General features: G+C 39.6%; 20 protein-coding genes. 8 read left to right on the forward strand and 12 right to left on the reverse strand.

What is annotated here, in order from left to right:
* Positions 1–2 precede the first annotated feature (2 nt).
* The 7 genes from BQ5338_RS09875 to dnaB all read right to left on the reverse strand — a co-directional run bounded on the left by BQ5338_RS09875 (position 3) and on the right by dnaB (position 11,117).
* Positions 3–1,256, reverse strand: a complete 1,254-nt coding sequence (locus tag BQ5338_RS09875) for an Nramp family divalent metal transporter (protein ID WP_071146616.1) — start codon at positions 1,254–1,256, stop codon at positions 3–5.
* A gap of 150 nt (positions 1,257–1,406) precedes the next feature.
* Positions 1,407–1,652, reverse strand: coding sequence for a TIGR03905 family TSCPD domain-containing protein (locus BQ5338_RS09880; protein ID WP_071146617.1), 246 nt, complete (start codon positions 1,650–1,652; stop codon positions 1,407–1,409).
* On the reverse strand, positions 1,652–2,383 hold the full coding sequence (locus tag BQ5338_RS09885; RefSeq protein WP_071146618.1) for a YebC/PmpR family DNA-binding transcriptional regulator: 732 nt from the start codon (positions 2,381–2,383) through the stop codon (positions 1,652–1,654). The genes BQ5338_RS09880 and BQ5338_RS09885 overlap by 1 nt, the downstream gene beginning before the upstream one ends.
* A gap of 85 nt (positions 2,384–2,468) precedes the next feature.
* A complete protein-coding gene (gene pheT, locus BQ5338_RS09890) occupies positions 2,469–4,931 on the reverse strand; it encodes a phenylalanine--tRNA ligase subunit beta (RefSeq protein WP_071146619.1) in 2,463 nt (820 codons plus the stop codon).
* A gap of 477 nt (positions 4,932–5,408) precedes the next feature.
* Positions 5,409–6,596 carry a sugar MFS transporter gene (locus tag BQ5338_RS09895; RefSeq protein ID WP_071146620.1) on the reverse strand — a complete coding sequence of 396 codons (1,188 nt, stop codon included), beginning with the start codon at positions 6,594–6,596 and terminating at the stop codon, positions 5,409–5,411.
* A 70-nt stretch (positions 6,597–6,666) separates the two neighbouring features.
* Positions 6,667–9,519, reverse strand: coding sequence for a bifunctional fucokinase/fucose-1-phosphate guanylyltransferase (locus BQ5338_RS09900; protein ID WP_071146621.1), 2,853 nt, complete (start codon positions 9,517–9,519; stop codon positions 6,667–6,669).
* Positions 9,520–9,563: 44 nt separating this feature from the next.
* Entirely contained in the window at positions 9,564–11,117 is a 1,554-nt protein-coding gene (gene dnaB / locus BQ5338_RS09905) for a replicative DNA helicase (RefSeq protein ID WP_071146622.1), read from the reverse strand.
* 214 nt (positions 11,118–11,331) lie between these two features.
* On the opposite strand from dnaB, the gene ispE reads away from it, so the two are divergent.
* Complete coding sequence (gene ispE, locus BQ5338_RS09910) at positions 11,332–12,156, forward strand: 4-(cytidine 5'-diphospho)-2-C-methyl-D-erythritol kinase (protein ID WP_071146623.1); 825 nt, start codon at positions 11,332–11,334, stop codon at positions 12,154–12,156.
* Between the two features lie 15 nt (positions 12,157–12,171).
* On the opposite strand, the gene BQ5338_RS09915 is transcribed toward ispE, so the two are convergent.
* Positions 12,172–12,876: a tRNA1(Val) (adenine(37)-N6)-methyltransferase gene (locus tag BQ5338_RS09915; RefSeq protein ID WP_071146624.1), complete on the reverse strand. Its 705-nt coding sequence runs from the start codon at positions 12,874–12,876 to the stop codon at positions 12,172–12,174.
* A 185-nt stretch (positions 12,877–13,061) separates the two neighbouring features.
* Here BQ5338_RS09915 and lon point away from each other — a divergent pair, with 185 nt between their 5' ends.
* From lon to BQ5338_RS09930, 3 genes are read left to right on the forward strand one after another with little or no spacing between them, the layout of a single operon-like run.
* Positions 13,062–15,530 (forward strand): endopeptidase La, encoded by a 2,469-nt coding sequence (gene lon, locus BQ5338_RS09920; protein ID WP_071146625.1) that lies wholly within the window; start codon positions 13,062–13,064, stop codon positions 15,528–15,530.
* A complete protein-coding gene (gene tgt / locus BQ5338_RS09925) occupies positions 15,527–16,657 on the forward strand; it encodes a tRNA guanosine(34) transglycosylase Tgt (protein ID WP_071146626.1) in 1,131 nt (376 codons plus the stop codon). The genes lon and tgt overlap by 4 nt, the downstream gene beginning before the upstream one ends.
* A gap of 9 nt (positions 16,658–16,666) precedes the next feature.
* A complete protein-coding gene (locus BQ5338_RS09930) occupies positions 16,667–17,761 on the forward strand; it encodes an LptF/LptG family permease (RefSeq protein ID WP_071146627.1) in 1,095 nt (364 codons plus the stop codon).
* A 252-nt stretch (positions 17,762–18,013) separates the two neighbouring features.
* On the opposite strand, the gene BQ5338_RS09935 is transcribed toward BQ5338_RS09930, so the two are convergent.
* The gene (locus tag BQ5338_RS09935) at positions 18,014–18,514 is read right to left on the reverse strand and encodes a peroxiredoxin family protein (protein WP_071146628.1); all 501 of its coding nucleotides are present in this window, start codon (positions 18,512–18,514) and stop codon (positions 18,014–18,016) included.
* Positions 18,515–18,783: 269 nt separating this feature from the next.
* On the opposite strand from BQ5338_RS09935, the gene serB reads away from it, so the two are divergent.
* Positions 18,784–20,019, forward strand: coding sequence for a phosphoserine phosphatase SerB (gene serB, locus BQ5338_RS09940; RefSeq protein WP_071146629.1), 1,236 nt, complete (start codon positions 18,784–18,786; stop codon positions 20,017–20,019).
* Between the two features lie 68 nt (positions 20,020–20,087).
* A complete protein-coding gene (locus BQ5338_RS09945; protein ID WP_071146630.1) occupies positions 20,088–21,323 on the forward strand; it encodes a DEAD/DEAH box helicase in 1,236 nt (411 codons plus the stop codon).
* Between the two features lie 65 nt (positions 21,324–21,388).
* Here BQ5338_RS09945 and BQ5338_RS09950 read toward each other — a convergent pair whose 3' ends face one another.
* Positions 21,389–22,186 (reverse strand): DUF4738 domain-containing protein, encoded by a 798-nt coding sequence (locus BQ5338_RS09950; RefSeq protein ID WP_071146883.1) that lies wholly within the window; start codon positions 22,184–22,186, stop codon positions 21,389–21,391.
* Between the two features lie 93 nt (positions 22,187–22,279).
* Entirely contained in the window at positions 22,280–22,828 is a 549-nt protein-coding gene (gene rfbC, locus BQ5338_RS09955; RefSeq protein WP_071146631.1) for a dTDP-4-dehydrorhamnose 3,5-epimerase, read from the reverse strand.
* Positions 22,829–22,987: 159 nt separating this feature from the next.
* On the opposite strand from rfbC, the gene BQ5338_RS09960 reads away from it, so the two are divergent.
* Together BQ5338_RS09960 and BQ5338_RS09965 are read left to right on the forward strand one after the other, a co-directional pair.
* On the forward strand, positions 22,988–24,076 hold the full coding sequence (locus BQ5338_RS09960) for an HU domain-containing protein (protein WP_071146632.1): 1,089 nt from the start codon (positions 22,988–22,990) through the stop codon (positions 24,074–24,076).
* A gap of 23 nt (positions 24,077–24,099) precedes the next feature.
* Positions 24,100–24,624: an FHA domain-containing protein gene (locus tag BQ5338_RS09965; RefSeq protein WP_071146633.1), complete on the forward strand. Its 525-nt coding sequence runs from the start codon at positions 24,100–24,102 to the stop codon at positions 24,622–24,624.
* 175 nt (positions 24,625–24,799) lie between these two features.
* Here the strand turns inward: BQ5338_RS09965 and BQ5338_RS09970 are convergent, their stop codons facing one another.
* Positions 24,800–26,239: a tagaturonate reductase gene (locus tag BQ5338_RS09970; protein WP_071146634.1), complete on the reverse strand. Its 1,440-nt coding sequence runs from the start codon at positions 26,237–26,239 to the stop codon at positions 24,800–24,802.
* Positions 26,240–26,269 lie beyond the last annotated feature (30 nt).

Consider the following 26,269-nt stretch of genomic DNA (forward strand, 5'->3'; position numbering starts at 1 on the left):
AATCAAGAGAATAATAGCATTATATTTAATATTGTGACAATTACTGCAATGGAATATAATACAAACGTGCTCCACTTGCTATTCACATATTTACCCATTACTTTGGGCGAAGAAGTAAGTCCCACTTGTAGAAAGACTGTAAACGGTAGCTGAATACTCAATATCATCTGCGATATGATTAAACCTTTAAATGGATCTCCAATAAAAAAAATGATCAGTAACGCTAAGCCTAGAGAGAGAATAACACCAAACAAAGAATGAATATCTTTAATATGATAGGGCTCACCAAAAATACCTGAAAAGATAGATCCGGCTGCCATACCACTTGTTATGGTAGACGAGATGCCTGCCATGAGCAATGCTAAAGCAAAAACAACAGCAGCGTTACTTCCTAGCAATGGTTCCAATAAAGATTTGGCTTGTTGCAGCTCTTCTACACGAATGCCACTCTTAAAGAAAGTAGCTGCTGCCAGAAGAATCATTGCACTATTGATGGCCCATCCCACTATCATCGAAAAAAGGGTATCATACAGTTCGTACTTCAAGACACGATTGATAGAAGCATCATCTTTTTTATTGTATTCGTGGCTCTGTATAACTTCTGAGTGTAGAAATAAATTATGTGGCATCACCACTGCTCCCAGAACGCTCATAATAATGAGCATACTCCCATCGGGAATAACGGGTACAACCCATCCACGGGCAGCAAGAGGCCAATCAACCTCTACTAGAAACAGTTCGTAGATAAATGATATTCCGATGACAGAGACAAAAGCAATAATAGCACGTTCTATTTTCTTATAAGAATTAGTGAATAGCATCACTGAAACAAAAGCGGTAGTAAGAATGGCTCCCCATATAATTGGTATGTGGAATAGCATTTGCAGGGCAATAGCTCCACCCAGTATTTCGGCCAGTGAGGTGGAAATAGAAGCTAGCACTGCAGTACCAAGTATGGGTCGTGATATCCATTTTGGAGTGTATTGAGTAGCTGCTTCAGATAAGCAAAGACCAGTAACGATACCCAAGTGAGCGACGTTATGTTGCAATATGATGAGCATAATGGTAGAAAGAGTTACTACCCAAAGCAATGAATAACCAAATTCGGAACCTGCAGCAAAGTTAGAAGCCCAGTTACCCGGATCAATAAAGCCTACAGTAACCAACAAGCCGGGGCCAATATATCTAAATATATCCAGACCACCCAAATGGCGCTTGTGGTCTTTCTGTTTTAAATCATGAAATATATTTCGCATTTAGTGATGTCTTTTTATGTTTGCATAAAGATAATGATTAAAAACAAGCGCTGTATCAGTAAAGTTCACAAATGGCTATAAATGTTAACGATCGTAAGCGAATAACCTGCGCTATTTGCCTACGATCGTTAAGTGCTGATTACTAAAAAATCAATATCCTATTTCATGAAGTGCCTTGCACAGTTGATCAGGACAAGAAGTAGATCGCGTTCCACAGCGAATACCTTCAAGTGTCTCAATGACCTTACTTACAGGCATATCTGCCACCAAACGGGAAATGCCTTGAAGATTACCATTGCAACCTCCCCAAAAGTATACCTCTTTCAAAACACCCTCTTCAACGTCCAGTTCAATATTGGTGCTACAAGTACCTTTTGTTTTATAATTGTGTTTCATTATTCTTCGTCTAACTCCGGCTTCATATTAGTATATACATTCTGCACATCTTCATCATCTTCAAAGCGATCTACCATCTTTTCAATCGTAGCACGCTGTTCCGGAGTAAGTTCTTTTTCATCCGTCGGTATGCGGGTAAATTCAGAGCTCTTAATTTCGTAGCTATTCTCTTCAAGATAGGTCTGAATGAGGTTGAAAGATTGAAACTCACCATAAAGTGTAATTTCTTCTCCATCGTCATCCACATCTTCGTCTACTCCGAACTCAATGAGTTCAAGAATAAGGTCTTCGACAGACATCCCCTCTTTTTTAGCAATGGTAAATACCGATTTGTGGCTGAACATAAAATCCAAGCTACCTGAAGTACCCAGCGTTCCACCAAGTTTATTGAAAATACTACGTACATTGGCTACCGTACGGGTAGTATTATCTGTTGCAGTCTCTACCAATACAGCAATGCCAAAAGGACCATAACCTTCATAGACCATTTCTTTATAGTCTTTTTGGTCTTTTCCCATTGCATTTTTGATAGCACGTTCCACATTGTCTTTTGGCATATTTTCGCGCTTAGCATTGGCTATTACCGCTCTTAAATGAGGATTATTCTCTGCATCAGGTCCACCGGCCTTTACTGCGATTGCAATTTGTTTACCTATTCTCGTGAATGTACGGGCCATATTGCCCCATCTCTTCATCTTTGTCGCTTTTCTATATTCAAACGCTCTTCCCATTGGTTCTAATTTTGCTGACCTCAACTCCTATCACAGAAATAGAGATCAATTATTTTTATTAATTTATCTATCTTCTCAATGTATCCTACCTAAGCTTAGCACCTAGTTTGTCTTCCAGATTCTTCACCAGCTTCGACATCACTTTATCAATCGTCTTCTCATTCAATGTTTGAGTTTCATCTTGGAGCAAGAAGCTCACTGCATACGATTTCTTGCCGGATTCCAAGTTTTTACCTTCATAAACATCAAATAAAGAAACATCACGAAGTAGTTTTTTCTCTGTTTCATGAGCTATTTTATCAATCTCAGCAAACTGAATATTTCGATCGATGAGTAAAGCCAGATCTCGCTTCACTGCAGGAAACTTAGATAACTCCTGATAGCTTACTTTGACTGATTTAATGGCTTTCATCAACTCTTTCCAGTTGAGATCAGCGTAATAAACTTCATTGTCGATATCAAATGCTTTCAAAAGCTTCTTGGTCACCACACCAAAAGCAGCAAGTCTCTTTCCTCCCTTGGTATGTACAGAAAGCGCAGCGGCAAAAATATCATCGGTAAGATTGCCTATCACCAGATTTTGTAGATCTAGCCCGAGGCGTTGAAGAACATTTTCCACATACGCCTTTAGCTCGTACACAGAGCTGTCTTCGTCTGTATGAGCCCATGAATTGGATACTTTCTTACCACTAATCCACAAACCTAAATGATAATCTTCATTATAAGCAGCCAACACCTTTTCAGGGTTCTTTTTATCGGCATTGAAGTAGTAACAATTACCGAATTCAAAGAACTTTAAATCGGCACTTCTGCGATTGGCATTATGAGCAATGCTCTCTAAACCACCAAATAGAAGCGTTTGACGCATGCAGTTCAGGTCGGCACTTAAAGGATTCATCAGCATAACCAAATTGGCCGAAGGGTATGTTTCTAAACCATCATAATAAGCAGCACGAGTTAATGAGTTATTCAATATTTCATTGAACCCACATCCAACAAGTTGCTCTGATACAAGGTTTTGAAGCTTATTCGATTTATCAGCTGCTCCTTTCGTGGTAAGGCTAGATTTCAATGTATTGGGTATTTCTACATTATTATATCCATAGATACGCAGAATATCTTCTATTACATCTACATCGCGCTGTACATCTACTCGATAAGGAGGAACAGCCAGCGTAAGTCCTTCAGTAGCCTCAGCCGTAATATTCATTTCCAAACTAGCAACAATACTCTTGATTGTCTCTACCGGAATTGTCTTTCCAATCAATGTGTTCACTTTCTCATAAGTAATCCCCACAATAAAATTGTCAGCAGGAGCTGAACACACATCTTTGATGTCACATGATACAGTACCACCAGCCAATTCTTTTACCATCAAAGCAGCTAGCTTTAGACAGTAAAGAGTAGCATTAGGATCAATACCTCTTTCAAAACGGAAAGAAGCATCGGTATTCAATCCATGACGACGAGCAGTTTTACGCACCCACGTTGGATGAAAATAAGCACTTTCAAGGAATACATCGGTGGTCGTTTCAGTAGAACCGGAATCTAATCCACCAAATACACCGGCAATACACATCGCTTCTTCTTTGTTACAGATCATCAGATCACGGTCGGCCAACTTACGTTCTACCCCGTCAAGAGTAACAAAAGAAGTACCTTCGGGCATTGTCTTCACAACAACGCTACTCCCTTTCACCTTTGCAGCATCAAAGCAATGAAGAGGTTGACCGAAAGCATGTACAATATAATTAGTAATGTCTACTACATTATTTATAGGGCGGATGCCGATGATGCGCAGTTTATCCTGCAACCATGCCGGACTTTCTTTCACCGTTACTCCTTTAACAGAAACGCCTGCATAACGGGGACATGCTTCGCTGTTCTCCACCGTCACCTGAATATCCAGATCATGATTTTCAATGGCAAACGCATCTACCGAAGGGCGACTCAAAGACGTTTTGTATCCGTTTTGAAGCAGGTAAGCATACAAGTCACGAGCTACACCATAGTGTGAACAAGCATCTGCACGGTTAGGGGTGATATCCACCTCAAGTACGTAGTCGCTCTTGATATTATAGTAATCTTTGGCTAATGTACCCGCTATGGCATCAGCAGGAAGAACAATTATACCTTCATGAGAAGTACCTATACCAATTTCATCTTCGGCGCAAATCATACCGATAGATTCTACACCGCGTATTTTTGATTTCTTAATCGTAAAGGAATCATCGCCATCATAAAGTTTTGCACCCAGAGTAGCCACAACTACTTTCTGCCCTGCAGCAACATTGGAAGCGCCACACACAATCTGTGTTGGTTCGCCATCACCCAAGTTAACGGTGGTAATGTGTAAATGGTCAGAATTGGGATGTTCGATGCATGTCAGCACTTCGCCAATGACGAGTCCTTCGAGTCCGCCTTTAATGGTTTGAACCTCTTCCACACCACCTGTTTCCAATCCAATAGAAGTAAGCGCAGCCGCAACTTCGTCAGGGGTTAAGTCAAAGTCGACATACTCTTTCAGCCAATTATAAGAGATATTCATATCATTAAGATTTTATTGTTTTCAAAAACGACTTGCAAATTTAATAAGTTTTTTCGGTTAGCTGGGAATATTAAGGCAGAAAAAACGACTATTTATTCATTTAAACGAATACTTTTAGTAAAAGAATCAGGCAAGAAATAGCGAATGTCAGAAGACTTAGCTGATTACATATCTTATCTTGTAGTAAGGCATTCAGTGCAAAAACAGAATGCCGACGTTTTTATTCAATAAACTTCTTCGTGGTAGCGTATCAAAAGAAAGCCTATTTCTTTATCTTATTTCTCTTATTATGTAAAGATAGTAGAAACGAAGAGATTCCCTCCTACAGGCTCTCTGAGAGGGGTAGGTTGATCTAGTTAATTCACCGCGGTGAACTAACTAGTTAACCGCGGTGAATTAACTAGATCAGCATGCTGAAGTTATGTCTTCAACAAGAGCAGTATCTATTGTAAATAAAAGAAATTATTTCTTATCAATTTAGCGACGAGACATACGTCTATACATAACCGAATATCCGGCAATCACAAAGAAGCAAATCAGAGGTATAATGAAACCAATGGCCATGTTATGTTCACCAATATAACCCATCAATACAGGGGCAACAGCACCACCGACAATGGACATGATAAGAAATGAAGAAGCCTTTTTGGTATGCCCGCCCAATTTCCTGATAGACAGAGCAAAGATAGTAGGAAACATGATTGACTCAAACAGGTAGCAAATGAACAATGCCGTAATAGAAAGCCATCCCAGACCAAAGATTACCAAAAACATACATAGCAAAGCACCTACAGAGAACCATATAAGTAAGCGTTCGGCTGGTAGGCGATTCATCAGCCAACTACCCAGAAAACGACCAAACATAAATAATCCCATCCCACCAAACGAAAGCAGCATGGCAGCATCGCTATTGGTAAAACCTAAATTAGCTTCGGTTACATAGTTAATAAAGAAGCTATTGATGCCCGTTTGGGCTGCTACATAGCAAAACAAGGCAACTACCCCCCAAGTAAAATGAGTATAGCTCCAAAGACTCTTTTCCGCACCTTCTGTTTCATCGGGCAATTCTTCCTTCACTTCAGGCAGACGAATACGCATAAAGAAGATGGCAACAAAAACAACCAAGCATCCAACGATGATATATGGAACTGATATATCTCCACCATCGAAAAAGATCAAACCACCGACTAATGGACCCATTATCCAACCCAATCCATTGAAAGACTGTGCCAGGTTCAGTCTGCCTGCACCATATTCCGGTTCTCCCAGCACTGTGACATAAGGGTTGGCAGCCGTTTCAAGGCAAGTGAGTCCGCAACCGATAATAAACAGCGAGACCAGAAAGAATTCAAACGACATCATCTTGCTACCCGGTATAAACATGAAAGCGCCTACAGCATAGAGTAACAGCCCAAGTATTACCCCTTTGCGATAGCCATAGCGTTTGATAAATGCGCCTGCCGGCAGGGCCATCAAAAAATAACCACCATAGACCACAGCCTGTACCAAAGCCGATCGAGCCTTTGAAATGACCAATACTTCTTGAAAATGCTTATTCAGCACATCGAGAATACTATGGGCAAAGCCCCAGAGGAAGAAAAGAGAAGTGACCAGAATGAATGGCCAGAGGTAAGAAATACCTTCTTTTGTCTTTACTAATTTCATTGTGTTTCTGATATCATTTTATGCCTGCGCAACGATTTAATTTATGCTTAGTCATCACTCATAATGGTTCTTATGAACGAGATATTTGTAATCCTTTGTCCGATAGTGTCATCTCAACAAAACGAGCACGTGGATTGGGCGCATGTTCTGCCAGTATCTCACGAATGCATATGGCCGCTTGCAAATCTTTAGCTACCATATAAAGATAGCCACCACCACCCGCTCCAGGCAGTTTATAGCCTAACGTATAATCCTTTATCAAATTAATTATAGATTCCACAGCCGGTGGATTAGTACCGCAATCTAATGCCTTGTTCTGCTGCCACGATTTGCCTACCAAATGTCCATATTCTGCGAAGTTTCCTCGCTGAATGGCTTCACTCATATCCAAAGCATGAAATTTCATTTCGGATAGCAGATTAAGATGAGTAGATGAATTGAGAAACATGGAACTAACGATTTCACCTAGTATACCCTTTGCCGTGCGTGTGATACCTGTATAGTATAGTAAATGGCAGGCTTTATATTCCGGCTGATTGAAAAGATAATCGGGCAACCAGCGTACTAATGGGTCTTGTGAAAAGCCACTCTCGGTTTGCAATAACTTGATACCATGAAGCACACCACCATATTGATCTTGCCAACCACCGCCTGTTGTGAGTAATTGTTCGAGTACCAATGTGCGACGACATATTTCACACTTATCCCAAGCTAATCCGCAGAAGTCATTGATGGCACCCAACACAGTCGATGCGAGAATAGAACTGGTACCCAATCCTGAACCTGCCGGAATGGCCGCCAACAAGGTTACTTCAATACCCGCACCAAAATCTTTTAGTTGATCTCTCAGTGTAGCATATCTCTTTGCCGAAAAATCCGGTGAGAATCCCGCCAACACAAGTGCTGCTTTGGGAATAGAAAACGGAGAGCCAATCTTTTTATAATTTTGCAATTCCTCGTAGCTATCGACTACTTCCAGAGCACCCATATCTATAGAGCGAAGAACAATGTGAGGCTCTGCACAGGGTTTCACGTAGACTTGCAAAGGAGGCTGACCATTGAGCTCAATAGCCAAATTGACCACATTGCCACCCGAATAAAGAGCATAAGGTGGAGTATCGGTCCATCCACCGGCTACATCAATGCGTACAGGACTACGCCCCCACACTATCTGATCGGGATAAACGCTCAAAGAAGGAATACTTTTCTTATCCTGTATTTCTCCTAGAAGGCCATCACGAAGCAATTCGAAAGCAGCTTGTTCTTCTGTTTTAGCTTCTAAGCCCTTTAGTTTAAGGATACGTGAGCGCAGCATATGGTTGTGTATTCTCGACATCAACAAAGCATCCTCAGGCAGTATGTCAGGTTCATCTACATTCAATTGTACAAACTCTTCGGCGGCATTAGCTAGATCAAGCTGATAGAAAACACTTTTTTCATAATTGTTAGCAAGCGTCTGCCAATTCTCTTTACGAAACTCTTCACGTTGTTTATATAATCTCTTCAGATTAGCTGAAGCTGATATTTCATCTGCTGATAATCTATTGACTTTCAACCATATATCTTTTCCTTCTTCAAGTGTAGGCTCGGAGATCATCCAACGGAGCACTTTGCCCAAATCGTCTACACTTGTCACAATAGGAAACAACGCAGCAGACTGAATATCAGTTGTATTAGCTCCTTTTAGGTCAGCTTGTGCCAGTCCTCTTTTTTCCATCCATTCACAAAATGGTATGCCCATAAAGCGAGTTACCACGCTAGCTAAATCTCCTCTAAATACATCATCAATGCCATACGGACGAGCTATCCACTCTTTTTCTCCAACAGGCACTACATCTACGCATACACCATCTGGCAAAAGTAACGTCCAGTCGTTCAGCGGAACTCCGGTAATAATCTGCCTACTTCCCAGCAACCATTGCGAGCCAATAAAGCTATTTTCGATCCACATCTCAGCGTTTACCGGAGAAAGTGTAACTCCCACAGAAGCATTTTGCACAAACATAGCCGGATTAGGCTTTATCCTGCGATGCATAATTTGTCGTTGATCATAGACCTTATTTTGTATAGCTACTGTAGATGAAATAAGCTCGCGACTTGTGCCATAATGATAGAATTCACCACCGGGCAAAGGCAGAATGGCAACCGATAGCTTGTTGATTTCTTCGTCTGCTAACCGTGGATGGTTGCCTAATGAGAGTCCAAATTCTGAATATAAATCATAATAAGAAAGATCATTGGCGCTCTCTTTACGCGAGCGCTTCATAAGCAATTTTATAGCTTTGTCACTCAATAACCAGATACCAACATCCATCAAAAAGAGATGTGTCCTAGAGAGGTTTCCGAGTTCAGCCAAAGAAGGCTTCTGGATCATAAAATCAAGCTCGCCGGGATGATCTCTATCGGAAACATACACACCATGATGTGTTGCCAGAGAAGGATCTACCCAAAGACCATAACACACTACATCTGCTTCAGGAATCGTTTGCAAAGGTTTTTCCGAACGAATATAAACATCTCCACTAGCGATGAGCGTATGCAATGAATCGGGGGCAAGAGACATTATTTTCTCATACAGAGGCAGTTGCAACGAGAGAAGATTCTGCCCCAAGCGTTGCCCTCTTTCCCAGCGAAAAACAGGTATTGGCGTCAATATTTTCCCCGAAGGTGCATATCCGGGCAAACGTCTGCTTTGTCCGCCGGCATGCAACAATATGCGCTTTTCTTTCTCTAACCATTGACCAAACGAAATTTCATTATCGGTTTGCCTATGACACTCTTCGAGCAGCCAAGCAGTGCCACTGCCGGAACCAAGCTTTGTTCCTATAGGATCTGAAGTACAAAACCAATCGGCAGACTGAGCACATTCTAATTCGTGAAAGCAAGTCACCAGATTGGGCGGTAAAGAAAGTAATTTGTGCATTTTTTCGTCTTTTAGTAGTACATTAGAAGTAAGAGAGATCTATTTTAGAAAGGCAAAGGTCCATTATCTCCTGAACCGCCAAAAGGATTATCAGGCATAGGTGCGTTTTCTGCATGTGGAGGAGGGACGTTACCCTGAGAACTGCTATTCATGCGCGAACCAAGCATAGCACCAGCATCTGGCATCGGAATAATCATATCATCATCCGGATTTTGGAACTTCGCGTATTCGGCTTTAAATCGAAGCAGCACATCACCGGTAGCACCATTACGATGCTTGGCTATGATAATTTCAGCCATACCTCGAAGGTCATTCCCTTTGTCATCGGAATAGATCTTGTAATATTCTGGACGGTGAATAAAGCAAACCATATCGGCATCCTGCTCTATGGCACCAGACTCACGAAGATCACTCAACTGCGGACGTTTGCCTTCAATACCTTCACGGTTTTCTACTCCACGATTCAACTGAGACAAAGCAATGATAGGAATATTTAGTTCCTTGGCCAAACCTTTGAGCGACCGCGAGATCGTACTAACCTCTTCCTGTCTACTACCGTAAGACATACCGCTGGCATTCATTAGCTGAAGGTAATCAATGATGATAATCTTTACTCCATGTTCTCTAACCAAGCGACGGGCTTTGGTACGAAGTTCAAATACAGAAAGCGAAGGGGTATCATCCACATAAAGTGGCGCATCAATCAGGTCTTTCAGTTTGTAATCTAATTGTTGCCATTCATAAGCCACCAATTGTCCACTTTTGATCTTTTCACCCGGAATCTCACACACATTGACGATCAAACGGTTGACCAACTGAACGTTACTCATTTCTAATGAGAACAGAGCTACAGGGTTGCGGAAGTTCACCGCTATATTTCTCGCCATGGAGAGAACGAAAGCTGTCTTTCCCATTGCAGGACGGGCAGCAATGATTACAAGGTCAGAGTTTTGCCAACCAGAAGTCATCTTATCTAGCTTCGTAAAACCACTCTCCAGACCACTCAATCCATCCGTTCGAGCTGCTGCTTTTTGTAGTAATTCGTAAGCTTCGGCGATGATTGGATTAATCTGTGTATAATCTTTCTTCAGGTTACGCTGAGAAATTTCAAAGAGTTTACCCTCTGCCTCTTGCATCAAATCGTCCACATCGAGAGTTTCATCAAAAGCTTTAGTTTCGATGTCGCTACTAAATGTAATCAACTGACGTGCCAGATATTTCTGAGCAATGATACGGGCATGATATTCAATGTGTGCCGAAGAAGCAACCTTGCTACTAAGTTGAGTGATGTAGAACGGACCACCCACATCTTCTAGCTCACCTCGTTTGCGAAGCTGTTCCGTTACAGTGAGGATATCCACCGGTTTCTGCTGCACAGCCAAGTCAGTAATGGCAGCATATATTAGTTGATGCCTATGTTCGTAGAAGGATTCGGGACGGAGAATTTCACTAACCTGAGAATAAGCATCTTTTTCAATCATCAATGCACCAACCACTGCCTCTTCTAACTCCAAAGCCTGAGGTTGTAGTCGGCCATAATCGTTTATAGCTTGCGTCTTGGGTCTGGTAGTACGTGCGTTTTTTCTTTGTTCCGGCATTATTTTGCAGAATTATATTTTCTTGTTGTTACTCATAACCATTGTGTTTACAAAGGTAAGCATTGAATTTTGATAATTAAATAATGCACCAAAAATATTTCTACTCTATAATCTGATTTGTATTATTGAATACTTAAAAATAAATCATAACTTTGCAAGCGATAAACAGAATGCTGCATTCGACTTTTGACAACGCATTAGTACATATAAGCGTATGATTACATTCCCCAATGCTAAGATAAATCTGGGATTAAATATTACCGAAAAACGGGCTGACGGATATCATAATCTTGAGACCGTATTTTATCCCGTACCTTTGGAAGATGCGCTCGAAATAACTCTTTCCAAATCAAAGGAAGTCCCATTTACACTACATCCTTCGGGCATATCTGTTGCCGGGGAGTTGAACGATAATCTTGTGGTCAAAGCCTATCTCTTGCTTGCCGAAGTCTTTGATTTGCCTCCTATAGACATTTATTTATATAAGGCTATTCCTTCTGGAGCAGGACTTGGTGGTGGTTCTGCCGATGCTGCTTTTATGCTAAAATTGCTCAACAACAAATTTCAGTTAAATCTAAGCACGGAGAAACTTGAAGAATACGCCTCTAGATTAGGTGCCGACTGCGCTTTCTTCATTCAAAATCGACCTACATTTGCTGAAGGCATAGGTGATTTATTCTCTCCTATTCAACTATCGCTAAAGGGTTATGAAGTGGTTATTGTTAAACCTCCAATATTTGTTTCTACTCGTGAAGCCTTTTCTTTAATAACTCCTTGCAAACCCAAAATCACTTTAAGTGAGATTATCAGCCGCCCCCCGACTGAGTGGAAAGAGTTGTTAGAGAATGATTTTGAAAAAAGCGTATTTGCACTTTACCCTACTATCAGAAAAATTAAATCAGAACTATACAGCAAAGGAGCCGTTTATTCAGCTATGAGTGGATCCGGAGCATCTGTTTACGGACTATTCGCTCCCAAGACTCCATTGCCAGAAATGGAATTCAGTAATTCATTTTATTTTCATACCTGCTTAGACTAATACGCAAATCCTAAGTTACATCTTTAAATAGTAGTCTTTCGTCAAGGCAATGTATTCCTTACTATACTGATGCCTTGCCACTTCAGTAAGCAAATAATTATTTTCACAAGCCTGCTGGGCAAACGAGAAAGTGATCAGAGCTCTCTTCGGAGCACCTCCAGGCTTAGTGATAACCCATAATTGGCGGCAAGGAAATAGTCCACAAAGCTCTGCAATATATTTAAAAGAATCCGCTGTTTCTATAGGTATAATCACACTAAATGTCCCATCAATTGACAACACTTTAGAAACGCCCTTAAGCAACTCTGTATAGGTAAGATCACCACTATGCCGTGCCATCGTGCGTTGATCATCAGGAGATGCCAGTGAATCAACAAAATATGGAGGATTAGAAATAACTACATCAAATTTTTCATCCGACACAAACTCTTTAAAATCCGTCTTAACAACTTCTATCCGATCTGCCCATGGAGAAGAAGAAATATTCTCTTCTGCCTGTTTGGCAGCATGTTCATCTATCTCTAAAGCCACAATATGAGCCACACTACGTTGAGCAGTCATCAGTGCTAATAAACCTGTTCCAGTTCCTATATCCAGGATCTTCTTTGCACGACTAACATCAGCCCACGCCCCCAGAAGTACACCGTCTGTTCCCACCTTCATGCCACATTTGTCATGCGATACGGTAAATTGTTTAAATTGAAAATACGAATTAGGCATATTGCTAATAAATAATGATAATCGACAAAAATAAGTAATTATCAAGAGACAAACCAGATACAACTCCATTATTTGGCATTGTTTTTGTGATTTTAGTGTATAGGTGCTTTATTATTAATAAAGAATAAACTAACTTTGCAGCTCTTTTAATGGCTGTCAATATGTGATGACTTAATTTATACGCAATGAAGATAGATAGATATTTTACAGAGAACGAAGATCCGAGTGACAATGCTTTTTCATTAATTGCCGACTTTGACGGAACTGAAGATCAACTGTTTGACATAAAGGTAGATAGCAATATCCCCGTTTTACCTCTTAGAAACATGATATTATTTCCCGGTGTACTAATGCCTGTGTCCATAGGTAGAAGATCATCACTGAAACTCATTAAAGAAGCAGAAAAGAAAGGCTCATACATAGCTGTTGTATGTCAGAAAATGGCTCAAACAGAAGAACCTGTTTTAGAAGATCTCCACAGAATAGGAACAGTAGCTAAAATCGTTCGTCTACTCGAAATGCCCGATCAAAGCACAACGGCAATTCTTCAGGGGATGGTTCGCATGGAACTAAAGGAAATAACCTCGACACATCCTTATTTACGAGCAAATGTAGACGTTCTAGAAGAAGAAATTCCTCAAAAAGATAATAAAGAATTTACTGCTTTAGTCGATTCTTGCAAAGATTTAACGATACGTTATATCAAGTCTTCTGATATATTACATCAGGAATCAGCTTTTGCCATCCGCAATATTACCAACCCTATGTTTCTGATACATTTTATATGCACCAACATGCCACTCAAAATAGAGCAGAAGATAGAGTTGATAAAGATTCCATTACTCAGTGTAAGAGCCCAGAAATTATTAGAAATACTAACCCGCGAAGTTCAATTGGAAGAAATAAAAGCTTCTATTCAACTACGTGCGCGTGAAGATATAGATCAGCAACAAAGAGAATATTTCTTGCAACAACAAATAAAAACTATACAAGATGAACTTGGTGGTAGTGGTCAAGAACAGGAAATAGACGAAATGCGCATTAAGGCTGAGAAAATGAAGTGGGATTTGGAAACGAAAAACACATTCCTTAAAGAACTAGCTAAGCTAGAAAGGACACATTCGCAATCGCCCGACTATAGTGTGCAACTCAATTATTTGCAAATCATGCTCAGTTTGCCTTGGGGAATATTCACCACAGACAATATTAATCTAAAGAACGCAGAGAAAACACTGAATAAAGATCATTATGGATTGGAAAAGGTGAAAGAGCGCATTCTTGAACATTTGGCTGTGCTGAAGTTGAAAAATGATATGAAATCGCCCATCATCTGTCTTTATGGCCCTCCGGGAGTAGGTAAAACATCTTTGGGTAAATCAATAGCAGCTTCGTTGAAACGAAAATATATTCGCATGTCTCTGGGAGGAGTGCATGATGAAGCTGAAATACGTGGACATAGAAAAACATATGTAGGAGCTATGCCCGGTCGTGTAATAAAGAGTCTGGTTAAAGCGGGTTCATCCAATCCGGTATTTATTCTGGATGAGGTTGACAAACTGGGAAATGACCGTCAAGGGGATCCTTCTTCTGCTTTGCTAGAGGTACTCGATCCTGAACAAAACAGCACTTTTCATGATAATTTTCTTGATGTTGATTTCGACTTATCTAAAGTGATGTTTATTGCTACAGCCAATAACCTGAACACTATTCCAGGACCACTACTCGATCGTATGGAATTAATTGAAGTAAGTGGATACATCACTGAAGAGAAAATAGAGATTGCTCGTAAACACTTGCTTCCTAAAGAGATGGAAGCAAATGGTATAAAAAAGACAGATATCAAAATACCTAAAGATACACTCGAACTTATCATAGAATCGTACACACGTGAAAGTGGTGTGCGCGAACTAGAGAAGAAAATCAATAAAATTTTCCGTAAGTCAGCTCGTCAATATGCTACGGATGGATACTTCGCAAAAACAGAAATCAAACCAGCTGATCTAGTTGATTTTTTGGGAACACCGGAATATACACGAGATAAGTATCAAGGGAATGAATATGCCGGAGTAGTAACAGGGTTGGCTTGGACTTCCGTAGGTGGAGAAATTCTATTTGTAGAAACTAGTTTAAGCCGGGGGAAAGGCGGAAGACTTACCTTAACCGGAAATTTAGGAGATGTGATGAAAGAGTCAGCAATGCTAGCACTTGAATATATCAAAGCACATGCTTCATTGCTCAATTTGAGCGAAGAGGTATTTGACAACTGGAACATTCACGTACATGTGCCTGAAGGAGCTATACCTAAAGATGGCCCTTCAGCAGGTATTACAATGGCTACTTCTTTAGCTTCTGCCCTCACTCAACGCAAAGTGAAAGCAAATTTGGCAATGACTGGAGAAATCACACTTCGTGGAAAAGTTCTTCCTGTAGGTGGTGTCAAAGAGAAAATCCTAGCAGCAAAGCGTGCAGGGATCAAAGAGATTATAATGAGTGCAGAGAATAAGAAAAATATAGATGAGATTCAGGATATGTATCTGAAAGGGTTAACTTTCCATTATGTAAATGATGTCAGAGAAGTTTTCGCTATTGCATTAACAGACGAAAAAGTGGCAGATGCCGTTGACTTTTCAGTAAAGAAAGCTGCTAAAGAATGACATTCGATTTACAATATACCGATTCAAAAAGCAATGCACGTGCCGGATTGCTCACAACAGACCATGGGCAGATAGAAACCCCTATCTTTATGCCCGTGGGTACATTGGGCTCTGTAAAGGGCGTACATCAAACGGAATTGAAAGAAGATATCAAAGCACAGATTATTCTGGGCAATACATATCATCTCTATTTGCGTCCGGGACTTGATGTACTGGAGAAAGCTGGAGGACTGCATAAATTTAATAGCTTTGACCGCCCTATGTTAACAGATAGTGGAGGGTTTCAGGTTTTTTCTTTGGCCGGCATTCGTAAACTACGCGAAGAAGGTGCAGAATTCAGATCTCACATAGATGGCAGTAAACACGTATTTACTCCGGAGAAAGTCATGGATATAGAACGCATCATTGGTGCGGATATCATGATGGCTTTTGATGAATGTCCTCCGGGAGATTCCGACTATGCCTATGCAAAAAAATCTCTTGGACTAACACATCGCTGGCTAGACAGGTGCATTCAGCGCTTCAACGAAACGGAACCGAAATACGGATATCAACAATCACTCTTCCCGATTGTGCAAGGCTGCATTTATCCGGACTTGCGTAAACAATCAGCCGAGTTTATAGCTTCAAAAGGAGCTGATGGCAATGCCATAGGAGGATTGGCTGTAGGCGAACCTGTTGACAAAATGTACGAGATGATCGAATTAGTGAATGAGATCCTGCCTACAGATAAGCCACGTTACCTAATGGGTGTAGGCACTCCAGTTAATATTTTGGAAGGAATAGAGCGAGGAGTAGACATGTTTGATTGTGTGATGCCTACCCGAAACGGACGAAATGGCATGCTCTTTACCAAAGATGGCATCATGAACATGAAAAATAAAAAATGGGAGACTGATTTTTCCCCTATTGAGATTGATGGTGCTTCATCCGTAGATACATTATATAGCAAAGCGTACTTAAGACATCTCTTTCATGCCAAAGAGTTATTGGCTATGCAGATTGCATCCATACATAACTTAGCCTTCTATCTTTGGTTGGTTAGCGAAGCCCGCAAACATATCATTGCAGGAGATTTCTCTACTTGGAAACCTATGATGGTGAAGAGGGTATCAACTCGATTATAATTAAAAGACATGAGCAATAAGTTATTAAAACGGTTGGATTGGTACATCATAAAGAAGTTCCTTGGCACTTATGTATTTGCCATTGCCTTGATTATTTCTATAGCAGTAGTGTTCGACTTCAATGAGAAGATGGACAAATTCATGACAAATGAAGCTCCTTGGAAAGCAATCATTTTTGATTATTACATGAATTTCATACCCTATTTTGCCAACCTTTTCAGTCCCTTGTTCGTCTTTATTGCTGTCATCTTTTTCACTTCTAAGCTTGCTGAGAACTCCGAGATCATCGCTATGTTCTCAACGGGAATGAGTTTTAAGCGATTAATGCGTCCCTACATGATTTCGGCCGCAATCATTTCTATAGTCACTTTCAGTTTAGGATCCTATATAATACCTAGAGGAAGTGTTACCCGTCTAGCTTTCGAAGATAAGTACTACAAGAAGAAAAAAACAACTTCTGTTCGCAATGTGCAATTGGAGGTAGATTCAGGTGTTATAGCCTATATTGAAAGATACGAAGATTACAACAAGACCGGTTTTCATTTTTCTCTAGATAAATTTGTGGATAAAAAGTTAGTATCCCATCTTACAGCACGCAGTATAACCTATGACACTACTGCTGTCAACAAATGGATTATTAAGGACTATATGATTAGAGAGCTAAATGGACTTAAGGAGAATATTATTCGTGGAGAAAAAATAGACTCTATTATTGTAATGCAGCCTACTGATTTTCTTATCACGAGGAATCAACAAGAAGTTCTTACAAGTCCACAACTTAGCGAATACATTGACAGACAAAAGAAACGAGGTTTTGCTAATATAAAGGAATTTGAAATAGAATACCACAAGCGTATTGCTATGTCATTCGCATCATTTATATTAACCACCATCGGGTTATCTCTATCTTCGAAGAAATCGAAGGGAGGAATGGGACTTCATCTAGGTATTGGCTTGGGGCTTAGTTTCTCCTATATTCTATTTCAAACCATTTCTTCTACTTTTGCTATAAATGGCAATGTCCCTCCAGTTATTGCCGTATGGATTCCGAACCTACTGTATACTGTTATCGCTATTTACTTATACATAAAGGCTCCTAAATAATTATTATTTGCGTACACACTCTCTAGGGAGACATTTCTAATACAATACTTTTAAATATATAAAAAAGAAAATCCCGCTCACTCTTGAAAAGTCAAGTGCAAGCGGGATTTTTTGTAGTATCCATTTCCTCTTTTGTTTGTCCCTCACTAAACCGGCAAGGAGCTTTACTCCTATGCTTGTAGTGACATCAAACTTATGCCCCCAAGCTTTCTATAATTATAAACTAAAAGCCGTTAGCTAGTAGCATAAATTCTATCCTCTTTTTAAATAGGCAGAAAGTTGAGTAGCAGAGATGTTTTTGGCTATAATAACACCATTTTCATCTAATAAATAGTTTGCAAATCCACGATTTAACCTATACTTTTTGAATAAACCGGAATTTTCACCTTTTGTTTCCACGAAACAGGTGGGCGACACTATTTGATCTTTACGAATGGTCTCACTAAAAATTGATGTATATTCATCAAAAGATATCGAAACCATTTCAACTTGGCGGGAAGCTGACCTAAGCGCATTGTTTAAACGAATATTTTGCATCCGTGATAACGCATCATAACTTGCCCAGAAACTAAGCAACACATACTTTCCTTTCATATTGGTCAGTTCAAACGCGTGCCCGTTTGACGTAGATTCGATTTTGAAATCAGGGGCTACGTCTCCCACACTCAATCCTCCAGTGGATTTGTCTTTTGCTACAAAAGAAGTCAAGGAACTAATAAGTAATACAACAAAAATCCATTTTACATATTTCATGTAATTCGGTTTTGGTTAATACTATCCGGGGCTGTCCTTCGACAGTAATTTCTACCCGAAACATTGTCTTTTCAGGCATCAGCAGAATGGAATCTGCTGATAATCAAAGCCTTTACATATAGAAATCAAGGGCAAAGGTAAGTTATTATTATTCTAATATCCAAATAATCAAGTTATTTTCTCACTTTTGGACTTTATAAATTCATATTATTTAGCAGAAAAAGCAGGTTTTTTCCTTACTTTTGCAAAGAAAATTTAGAATATATATTATGCAATTATCGAACACAGAACTCATTCTCATTCGTATCACAGGAGAAGATCGTCCGGGGCTCACCGCTTCGGTAACTGAAATACTTGCCAAATATGACGCAGCTATTCTCGACATCGGGCAAGCTGACATCCATAATACACTATCCTTAGGCATCTTATGTAAAACAGAAGAACAATTCTCCGGCTTTATAATGAAAGAGCTTCTATTTAAAGCCTCTACTTTGGGTGTGACCATACGATTCTATCCCATTTCAGTGGAAGAATATGAAAATTGGGTAAATATGCAAGGGAAAAACCGCTATATATTAACTCTACTAGGTAGAAAACTATCGGCGAAACAAATATCTTCTGTTACACATATATTAGCAGAGCAAGGTATGAATATTGATGCGATTAAACGCCTTACCGGACGTATTCCACTGGATGAATGTAAAGCCAACACACGAGCATGCATTGAGTTTTCTGTTCGCGGAACGCCCAAAGATCGTATCAACATGCAAGAACAATTGATGCAATTGGCTAGCGAACTTGAAATGGATTTTTCATTTCAACTGGACAATATGTATCGCCGCATGCGACGCCTTATCTGTTTTGATATGGACTCTACACTTATTGAAACGGAAGTTATTGATGAACTGGCTATACGTGCTGGTGTGGGTGATGAAGTAAAAGCTATTACTGAACGTGCGATGCACGGAGAAATAGATTTCACTGAAAGTTTTCGTGAACGAGTGGCTTTACTCAAAGGGTTGGATGAATCGGTGATGAAAGAAATAGCAGAAAATTTGCCCATCACTGAAGGAGTGGATCGTTTGATGTATGTTCTCAAGAAATACGGTTATAAAATAGCCATTCTTTCGGGTGGATTCACTTATTTCGGTCGTTATCTGCAGGATAAATATGGGATAGACTATGTTTATGCCAACGAATTGGAGATAGAAGATGGTAAACTTACGGGGAACTATCTAGGCGACGTAGTAGATGGTAAGCGGAAAGCAGAACTTCTACGCCTTATTGCTCAGGTAGAAAAAGTGGATATAGCTCAGACAATTGCCGTAGGCGATGGAGCGAATGATTTACCAATGCTTGGAGTCGCTGGTCTGGGAATTGCTTTTCATGCAAAGCCTAAAGTAGTGGCAAATGCTAAACAATCCATCAATACCATTGGGCTAGATGGAGTGCTTTATTTCTTAGGATTCAAAGATTCTTATTTGGATGACCAAGGGAAACTATAAATGAAAGCAATAAAAAGCTTGTATTACGTAGTTAATGATTTATCTTTGTACATAAATAAATAGAAAAAATGAAGTTTTCCGAACTAGAATTAGAAGATAAAGTATTAGAGGCGCTTGACGCCATGAGGTTTGATGAATGTACTCCAATACAAGAACAGGCCATTCCACTGATACTTCAAGGCCGAGACTTAATTGCAGTGGCTCAAACTGGTACCGGCAAAACAGCCGCATACTTACTTCCTATCATTAATAAGCTGTGCAAGGGCGATCATCAACAGGAAGTTATCAACTGTATTATCATGTCTCCTACCAGAGAACTAGCTCAGCAGATTGATCAACAGATGGAGGGATTCTCTTATTTTATGCCAGTATCCAGTGTAGCAGTATATGGCGGAAATGACGGAACTCTCTTCGAACAACAGAAAAGAGGCCTCACACTTGGTGCTGACGTAGTCATTGCTACGCCAGGGCGCCTTATCTCTCACATAAACTTGGGTTATGTAGATTTATCACATGTATCCTACTTCATCCTTGATGAAGCAGATAGAATGCTCGACATGGGATTCTCTGAGGACATTATGCAGATAGTGAAATATTTGCCTAAAGACAGACAGACAATCATGTTTTCGGCCACTATGCCTTCTAAAATACAACAGTTAGCCAAAACTATTCTAAATAATCCAGCTGAGATAAAGCTTTCCGTATCAAAACCAGCTGAGAAGATAGTACAGGCCGCCTATGTATGCTACGAGCGACAAAAACTGAACATTGTGCAAAGCCTCTTTGCCGAAGAAGTACCGGAACGTGTTATCATCTTTGTTTCTTCTAAGATTAAAGTAAAGGAGGTCACCAGAGCTTTAAAAGTAATGAAACTAAATGTTGGTGAAATGCATTCTGATCTGGAACAACCGCAGCGAGAATTTATTATGCGAGAGTTTAAATCAGGTAGAATTAATATTTTAGTTGCTACAGACATTGTAGCCAGAGGTATTGACATCGATGACATCCGATTAGTTATTAATTTCGATGTTCCTCATGACAGTGAAGACTACGTACACCGCATAGGGCGAACAGCACGTGCAAACAATGATGGTGTTGCTATCACTTTCATAAGTGAGAAAGAACAAAGCAATTTTAAGAATATTGAAAACTTTCTGGAGAAAGAGATCTATAAGATTCCTGTTCCTTCCCATTTAGGTGAAGCTCCGGAATATGCTCCTCGAAGTAATGGTAACCGTGGACGATCGGGAAATTTTAGAAACAAAAGCAAAGGACCACGAACAAATCATTCTGGCCAAAAATAATGATCGTAAAAAAAACCGGATGTAACTTCTTCATACATCCGGAATTCTATAAATCTGCATATTATCTATTTGACCGCTTTCATGGCCATTTTTCCTTTAAAACTAACCTCTATATTGACTAGGTTGCAAACGTAACTTTCTGGAATGCATACAGTAGCCTGATAGAGAAATCCAGACTTTCTTACTCCCATAAATAGCATATCCGAGAGAATTGATTTCTTTAGGAATTCATCTGAAAGAATACCTGCAAACATTTGTTTTGTGATATCACTGGCAAACAAACTTTTCCTTCCCTCATATACACAAATATGCATAATATTATCATAATACACATTATCCATGCTCATCCCATCTTCAGTATAAGATGTTTTAATCACTTTCATCTTTGACGGATTGATATAAACATAAGCTCGATAACGAGCGCCATTATAATTCACAACGCTATCTACCTCAGTCACTCCGGTATAAGAAGGAATCACTTCAACTGCCTTACCAGAGAAAGCCAACGTATCATCCGGATCTTCGGATTTGTGAAGCTTCACAATATTATCTGACAAAGAGTGAAACCAAAAGAGATGTTCAGCTTGCTTATCAATGTAATAGCGGCTAACCTCATTGCCATACATGTAAATGCTATCTTTTATTATCTCAAAACGAACAGGAGAATTTTGAGAGTCCGAATAGTATATCGTATCACCTTCGATGCGCATAAAGGGTACCTCGCTGTCATCATCGACCCAAATGCCTTGCAATTGTGCTTTAGCACGAAGATCTTCATCTTTGCCGGAAGAGTCATTCGTTTTGCCATTATGACAAGCTATGAACAAAATCGCCATCAACGATGCAAGAATACTTTTTTTCATATCAGAATTTTGTGCAAAAGTACAAAATATGCCTTTATTATCAGCACACAGAGCATAAATAAATACAAGTATGTTTCGTTTCAATGAAGCTTCCTACACGAAATATTCCGCATTCACAAAAAGAGCCGCTTCTCTATCTTTCTCAGACATAATAATCTGAGAAGGCTCTATAGGCCAATTGATGGATAAAGACTTATCATTATATAATACAGAAGCCTCCGCCTTTGGCGCATAAGCATTATCTACTTTATACGTAAAAGTGGCTTCATCACTTAACACCAGAAAGCCATGGGCAAACCCACGAGGGATAAAGAATTGCCGTTTATTCTCCTCACTAAGTTCTACACTAACGTGTTTACCAAACGTTGGCGAAGATTTGCGCATATCTACTGCTACATCCAACACTTGTCCTCTTATCACTCGCACTAGTTTTGCCTGACTATATTCACCCTTTTGATAATGCAAGCCCCGCAATACGCCAAAAGACGATTGCGATTCATTATCCTGAATAAAATTAACGGTACCTATATTAGCTTCAAATTCTTCTTTCTTAAAAGCTTCCATAAAATATCCTCTACTATCGAGAAAGACCTTGGGTTCAATAATCCACACCCCCTCTACTTCTGTTTGAATAAAGTTCATATTACTAAAATCTACTATAATTATAAGACAAAGTTAATATTATATCTCATGTTAAGCACTCCTCTATTAACTAATTATTCCATCTCTGTTTATAATTTGTTCATAATTAAAAAGAGCTTCTTAGTCCATTATCACAAATAATCTGCTAATTTTGCAAACATGATTGAATTAGCACAGCATATAGAAGTACTATTATTAGAGAATGATTGTGTTATCGTTCCCGGATTTGGAGGATTTGTCGCTCATTACGCATCTGCCACATGGATTGCCGACGAGTGTATATTTCTTCCACCTACACGTACTATTGGATTCAACCCCCAACTCAAAATGAATGACGGGTTGTTAGTTCAATCTTACATGGCTACATACGAAACCAATTTCTCCGATGCTTCAAAGACTATAGATAAAAAGGTAGAAGAGCTGGTTTCTCTTCTTCACGAAGATGGAAAAGCTGATCTTGATAATATTGGTGAGCTACACTTTACCATTCACGGTACTTATGAGTTCATTCCTTATGATAACAAAATAACTACGCCTTACTTATATGGACTAGATGTTGTCGCCATCAAACCTCTTGATGCTCTACAAAATCGTTCAGCAAGAAAAAAGCCTATATCACCTTTCGTGCCTGCTGAGAAGAAAACCTATGATATTCGAATCAACCGTTCATTCTTACGTAGTGCAGTGGCTGTAGCAGCTGCCATAGCATTATTCTTTGTAATGTCTACTCCGGTGGAGAATACGTATGTTGAAAAAGCAAATTATGCCCAACTTCTTCCTGCTGATTTATTTGAAAAGATAGAAAAGCAGTCGTTAGCTATCACGCCTGTAATGGTTAAAAACAATGTAACTCAAACTTCAAGTGCAAAGAAGCACGAAACGGTTAACAAGGTAACAAAACCTAAAGCAGTGAAAGAAATTATAGTCCCTAAGGCTGAAAATAAAGGAACTATTGAAAAGAAGGAACAAGCTGTAACGATTGCTAAGCCTTCCAGACATGAAGAAGAGAAAGTGGTTACTGTATACCATATCATTGTAGCTAGCAGCATCGGCTCAAAAGATGCAGAGAAATTGGCCGAACAACTTAGGATGCAAGGCTACCCTAATGCAAAAGCATTGATTAGCTCCGAAATGGTTCGTGTTAGCCTCATGGCATGCCCTACTCGAGAAGAGGCAGGCAAACACCTAACAAAAATAAGGCAAAACGAGGCGTTCGAAAACGCTTGGGTACTTACACCTGCCAAGTAAAATAAAAACGAATATTCCCCATAATGAAAAGAATTCTTTGTCCCAAGTGCGAAAACTATATCTCTTTTGATGAAACAAAATACACTGAAGGCCAGTCGCTTGTGTTTGTGTGCGAACATTGTAGCAAGCAGTTCAGTATTCGACTTGGGAAAACTAAAATGAAAGTTCCTCGCAAAGATGAGACTTTTGACGAAGAGGAGGAACAAAAAGAAGAATTTGGCAGTATTATGATTCTCGGAAATGTCTTTGGCTTCAAACAAGTACTTCCATTATTAGAGGGAGATAATGTTATTGGACGCCGTTGCGTAGGAACAGTTATCAATACTCAAATTGAGACAGGAGATATGAGTATGGATCGCCGCCATTGCATCATTAATGTAAAGCGAAACAAATTGGGTAAGCTTATCTATACGCTTCGTGATGGTCCAAGTTTAACGGGTACCTTTCTAAAAAGTGAAGTATTAAACGATAAAGATCGCATGCGAATTGAAGATGGAGCAATCATCACCATTGGCGCTACTACAATTATTCTTCACGTGGGCAAATAGCTGAAAACCATTGTAGTAACTACTATATTTCACTTAACGCATTAAGTTTACTAAGTGACCGAATAAACATTTGATTTATAGATATATAGAAAGGGCTAAACTAGTAAAATAGTTCAGCCCTTTTTATTGATAATTTGCAATCTACATTCCAAAAAATCAAAAGATTTCTTGAAGGTTACAGAATACTCTTCACTGTTTCAAGCATACCTTTTTCCTGAATAGAATCAAGATAACTCTTAATCGCATCGGTCAATCCAGCAATATTATTAAGGTTTTCTCCCCAAATAAATTCGGCAGCAAGAACACCTTCGGCAACAGTCTTTGTACAGCCGGTAGCCCAAAGATCTTTCAACAGAGTCATGATTTCGGGAGCATCGTTTGGAGCGATCTCAGCACCATCGGCACGTACACCACCTTTATAGTAAGTGATAATAGCAGCCAATCCTAACACCAAACCTTTAGGTAGTTCACCTTTACGAGCCAAATAAGTTTTCAATCCTGGAAGATCACGAGTTTCGAATTTAGGGAAAGAGTTAAGCATGATGCTTGTTACCGCATGATCAACAAACGGATTATTGAAACGTTCGAGAACATCTTCACCAAATTTCTTCAACTCATCTTTTGGCAAGTTCAATGTTTCCATCAACTCATGGAACATCACCTTGTTGATGTACTGGCTCAATATCGGATGTTCGCAAGCTTCACGCACGATATTTACCCCAGAAAGATAAGTAACAGGAGCCAGAACCGTGTGAGGGCCATTAAGCAATGTGACCTTACGTTCATGATAAGGAGCTTCAGATGGAACAAACAATACGTTCAATCCAGCTTTGTCCGCAGGGAATTCTTTTGAAACCTCTTGTGGAGCTTCAATAACCCATAAGTGGAAAATTTCTGCCTGAACAACCAAATTGTCATCATATTGCAATTTTTCTTTGATAGTAGCAATATCTTTGCGTGGAAATCCGGGAACAATACGGTCTACCAACGTAGCGTACACTCCGCAAGCTCCTTCGAACCAAGCTTTAAATTCTTCACCAAGATTCCAAAGCTCGATATATTGATAAATGGTTTCTTTCAGTTTATGCCCATTCAAGAAGATAAGTTCACAAGGGAAAATGATAAGTCCCTTGCTCTTGTCACCATTGAATGTTTTAAAACGATGGTAAAGCAACTGAGTCAACTTGCCAGGATAAGAAGCAGCAGGAGCGTCAGTCAGTTTGCAAGCAGGATCGAAAGCAATACCAGCCTCTGTAGTATTTGAAATAACAAAGCGCATCTCAGGTTGTTCGGCAAGCTTCATGAACTCTGCATTTTGGCTATAGGGATTCAATGAACGACTAATTACATCAATCATTGTTAAGTTGTTGACTACTTGTCCCTTATCAAGACCTTGAAGATTCACATGATAAAGGTTATCTTGAGCATTTAACATATCAACCATTCCCTTATCAATAGGTTGCACTACCACCACACTACTGTTAAAGTCGGCCTTTTCGTTCATGTTATAAATAATCCAGTCAACGAATGCACGCAAAAAATTACCTTCACCAAACTGAATAATGCGCTCCGGACGTTGAATCTTCGGAGCTGTTTCTTTGTTTAAAGCTTTCATTTTAATTCTAATTTATAAGATATTTATAAT

It is taken from the genome of Bacteroides ihuae, from assembly GCF_900104585.1.
Taxonomy (GTDB): Bacteria; Bacteroidota; Bacteroidia; order Bacteroidales; family Bacteroidaceae; genus Bacteroides; species Bacteroides ihuae.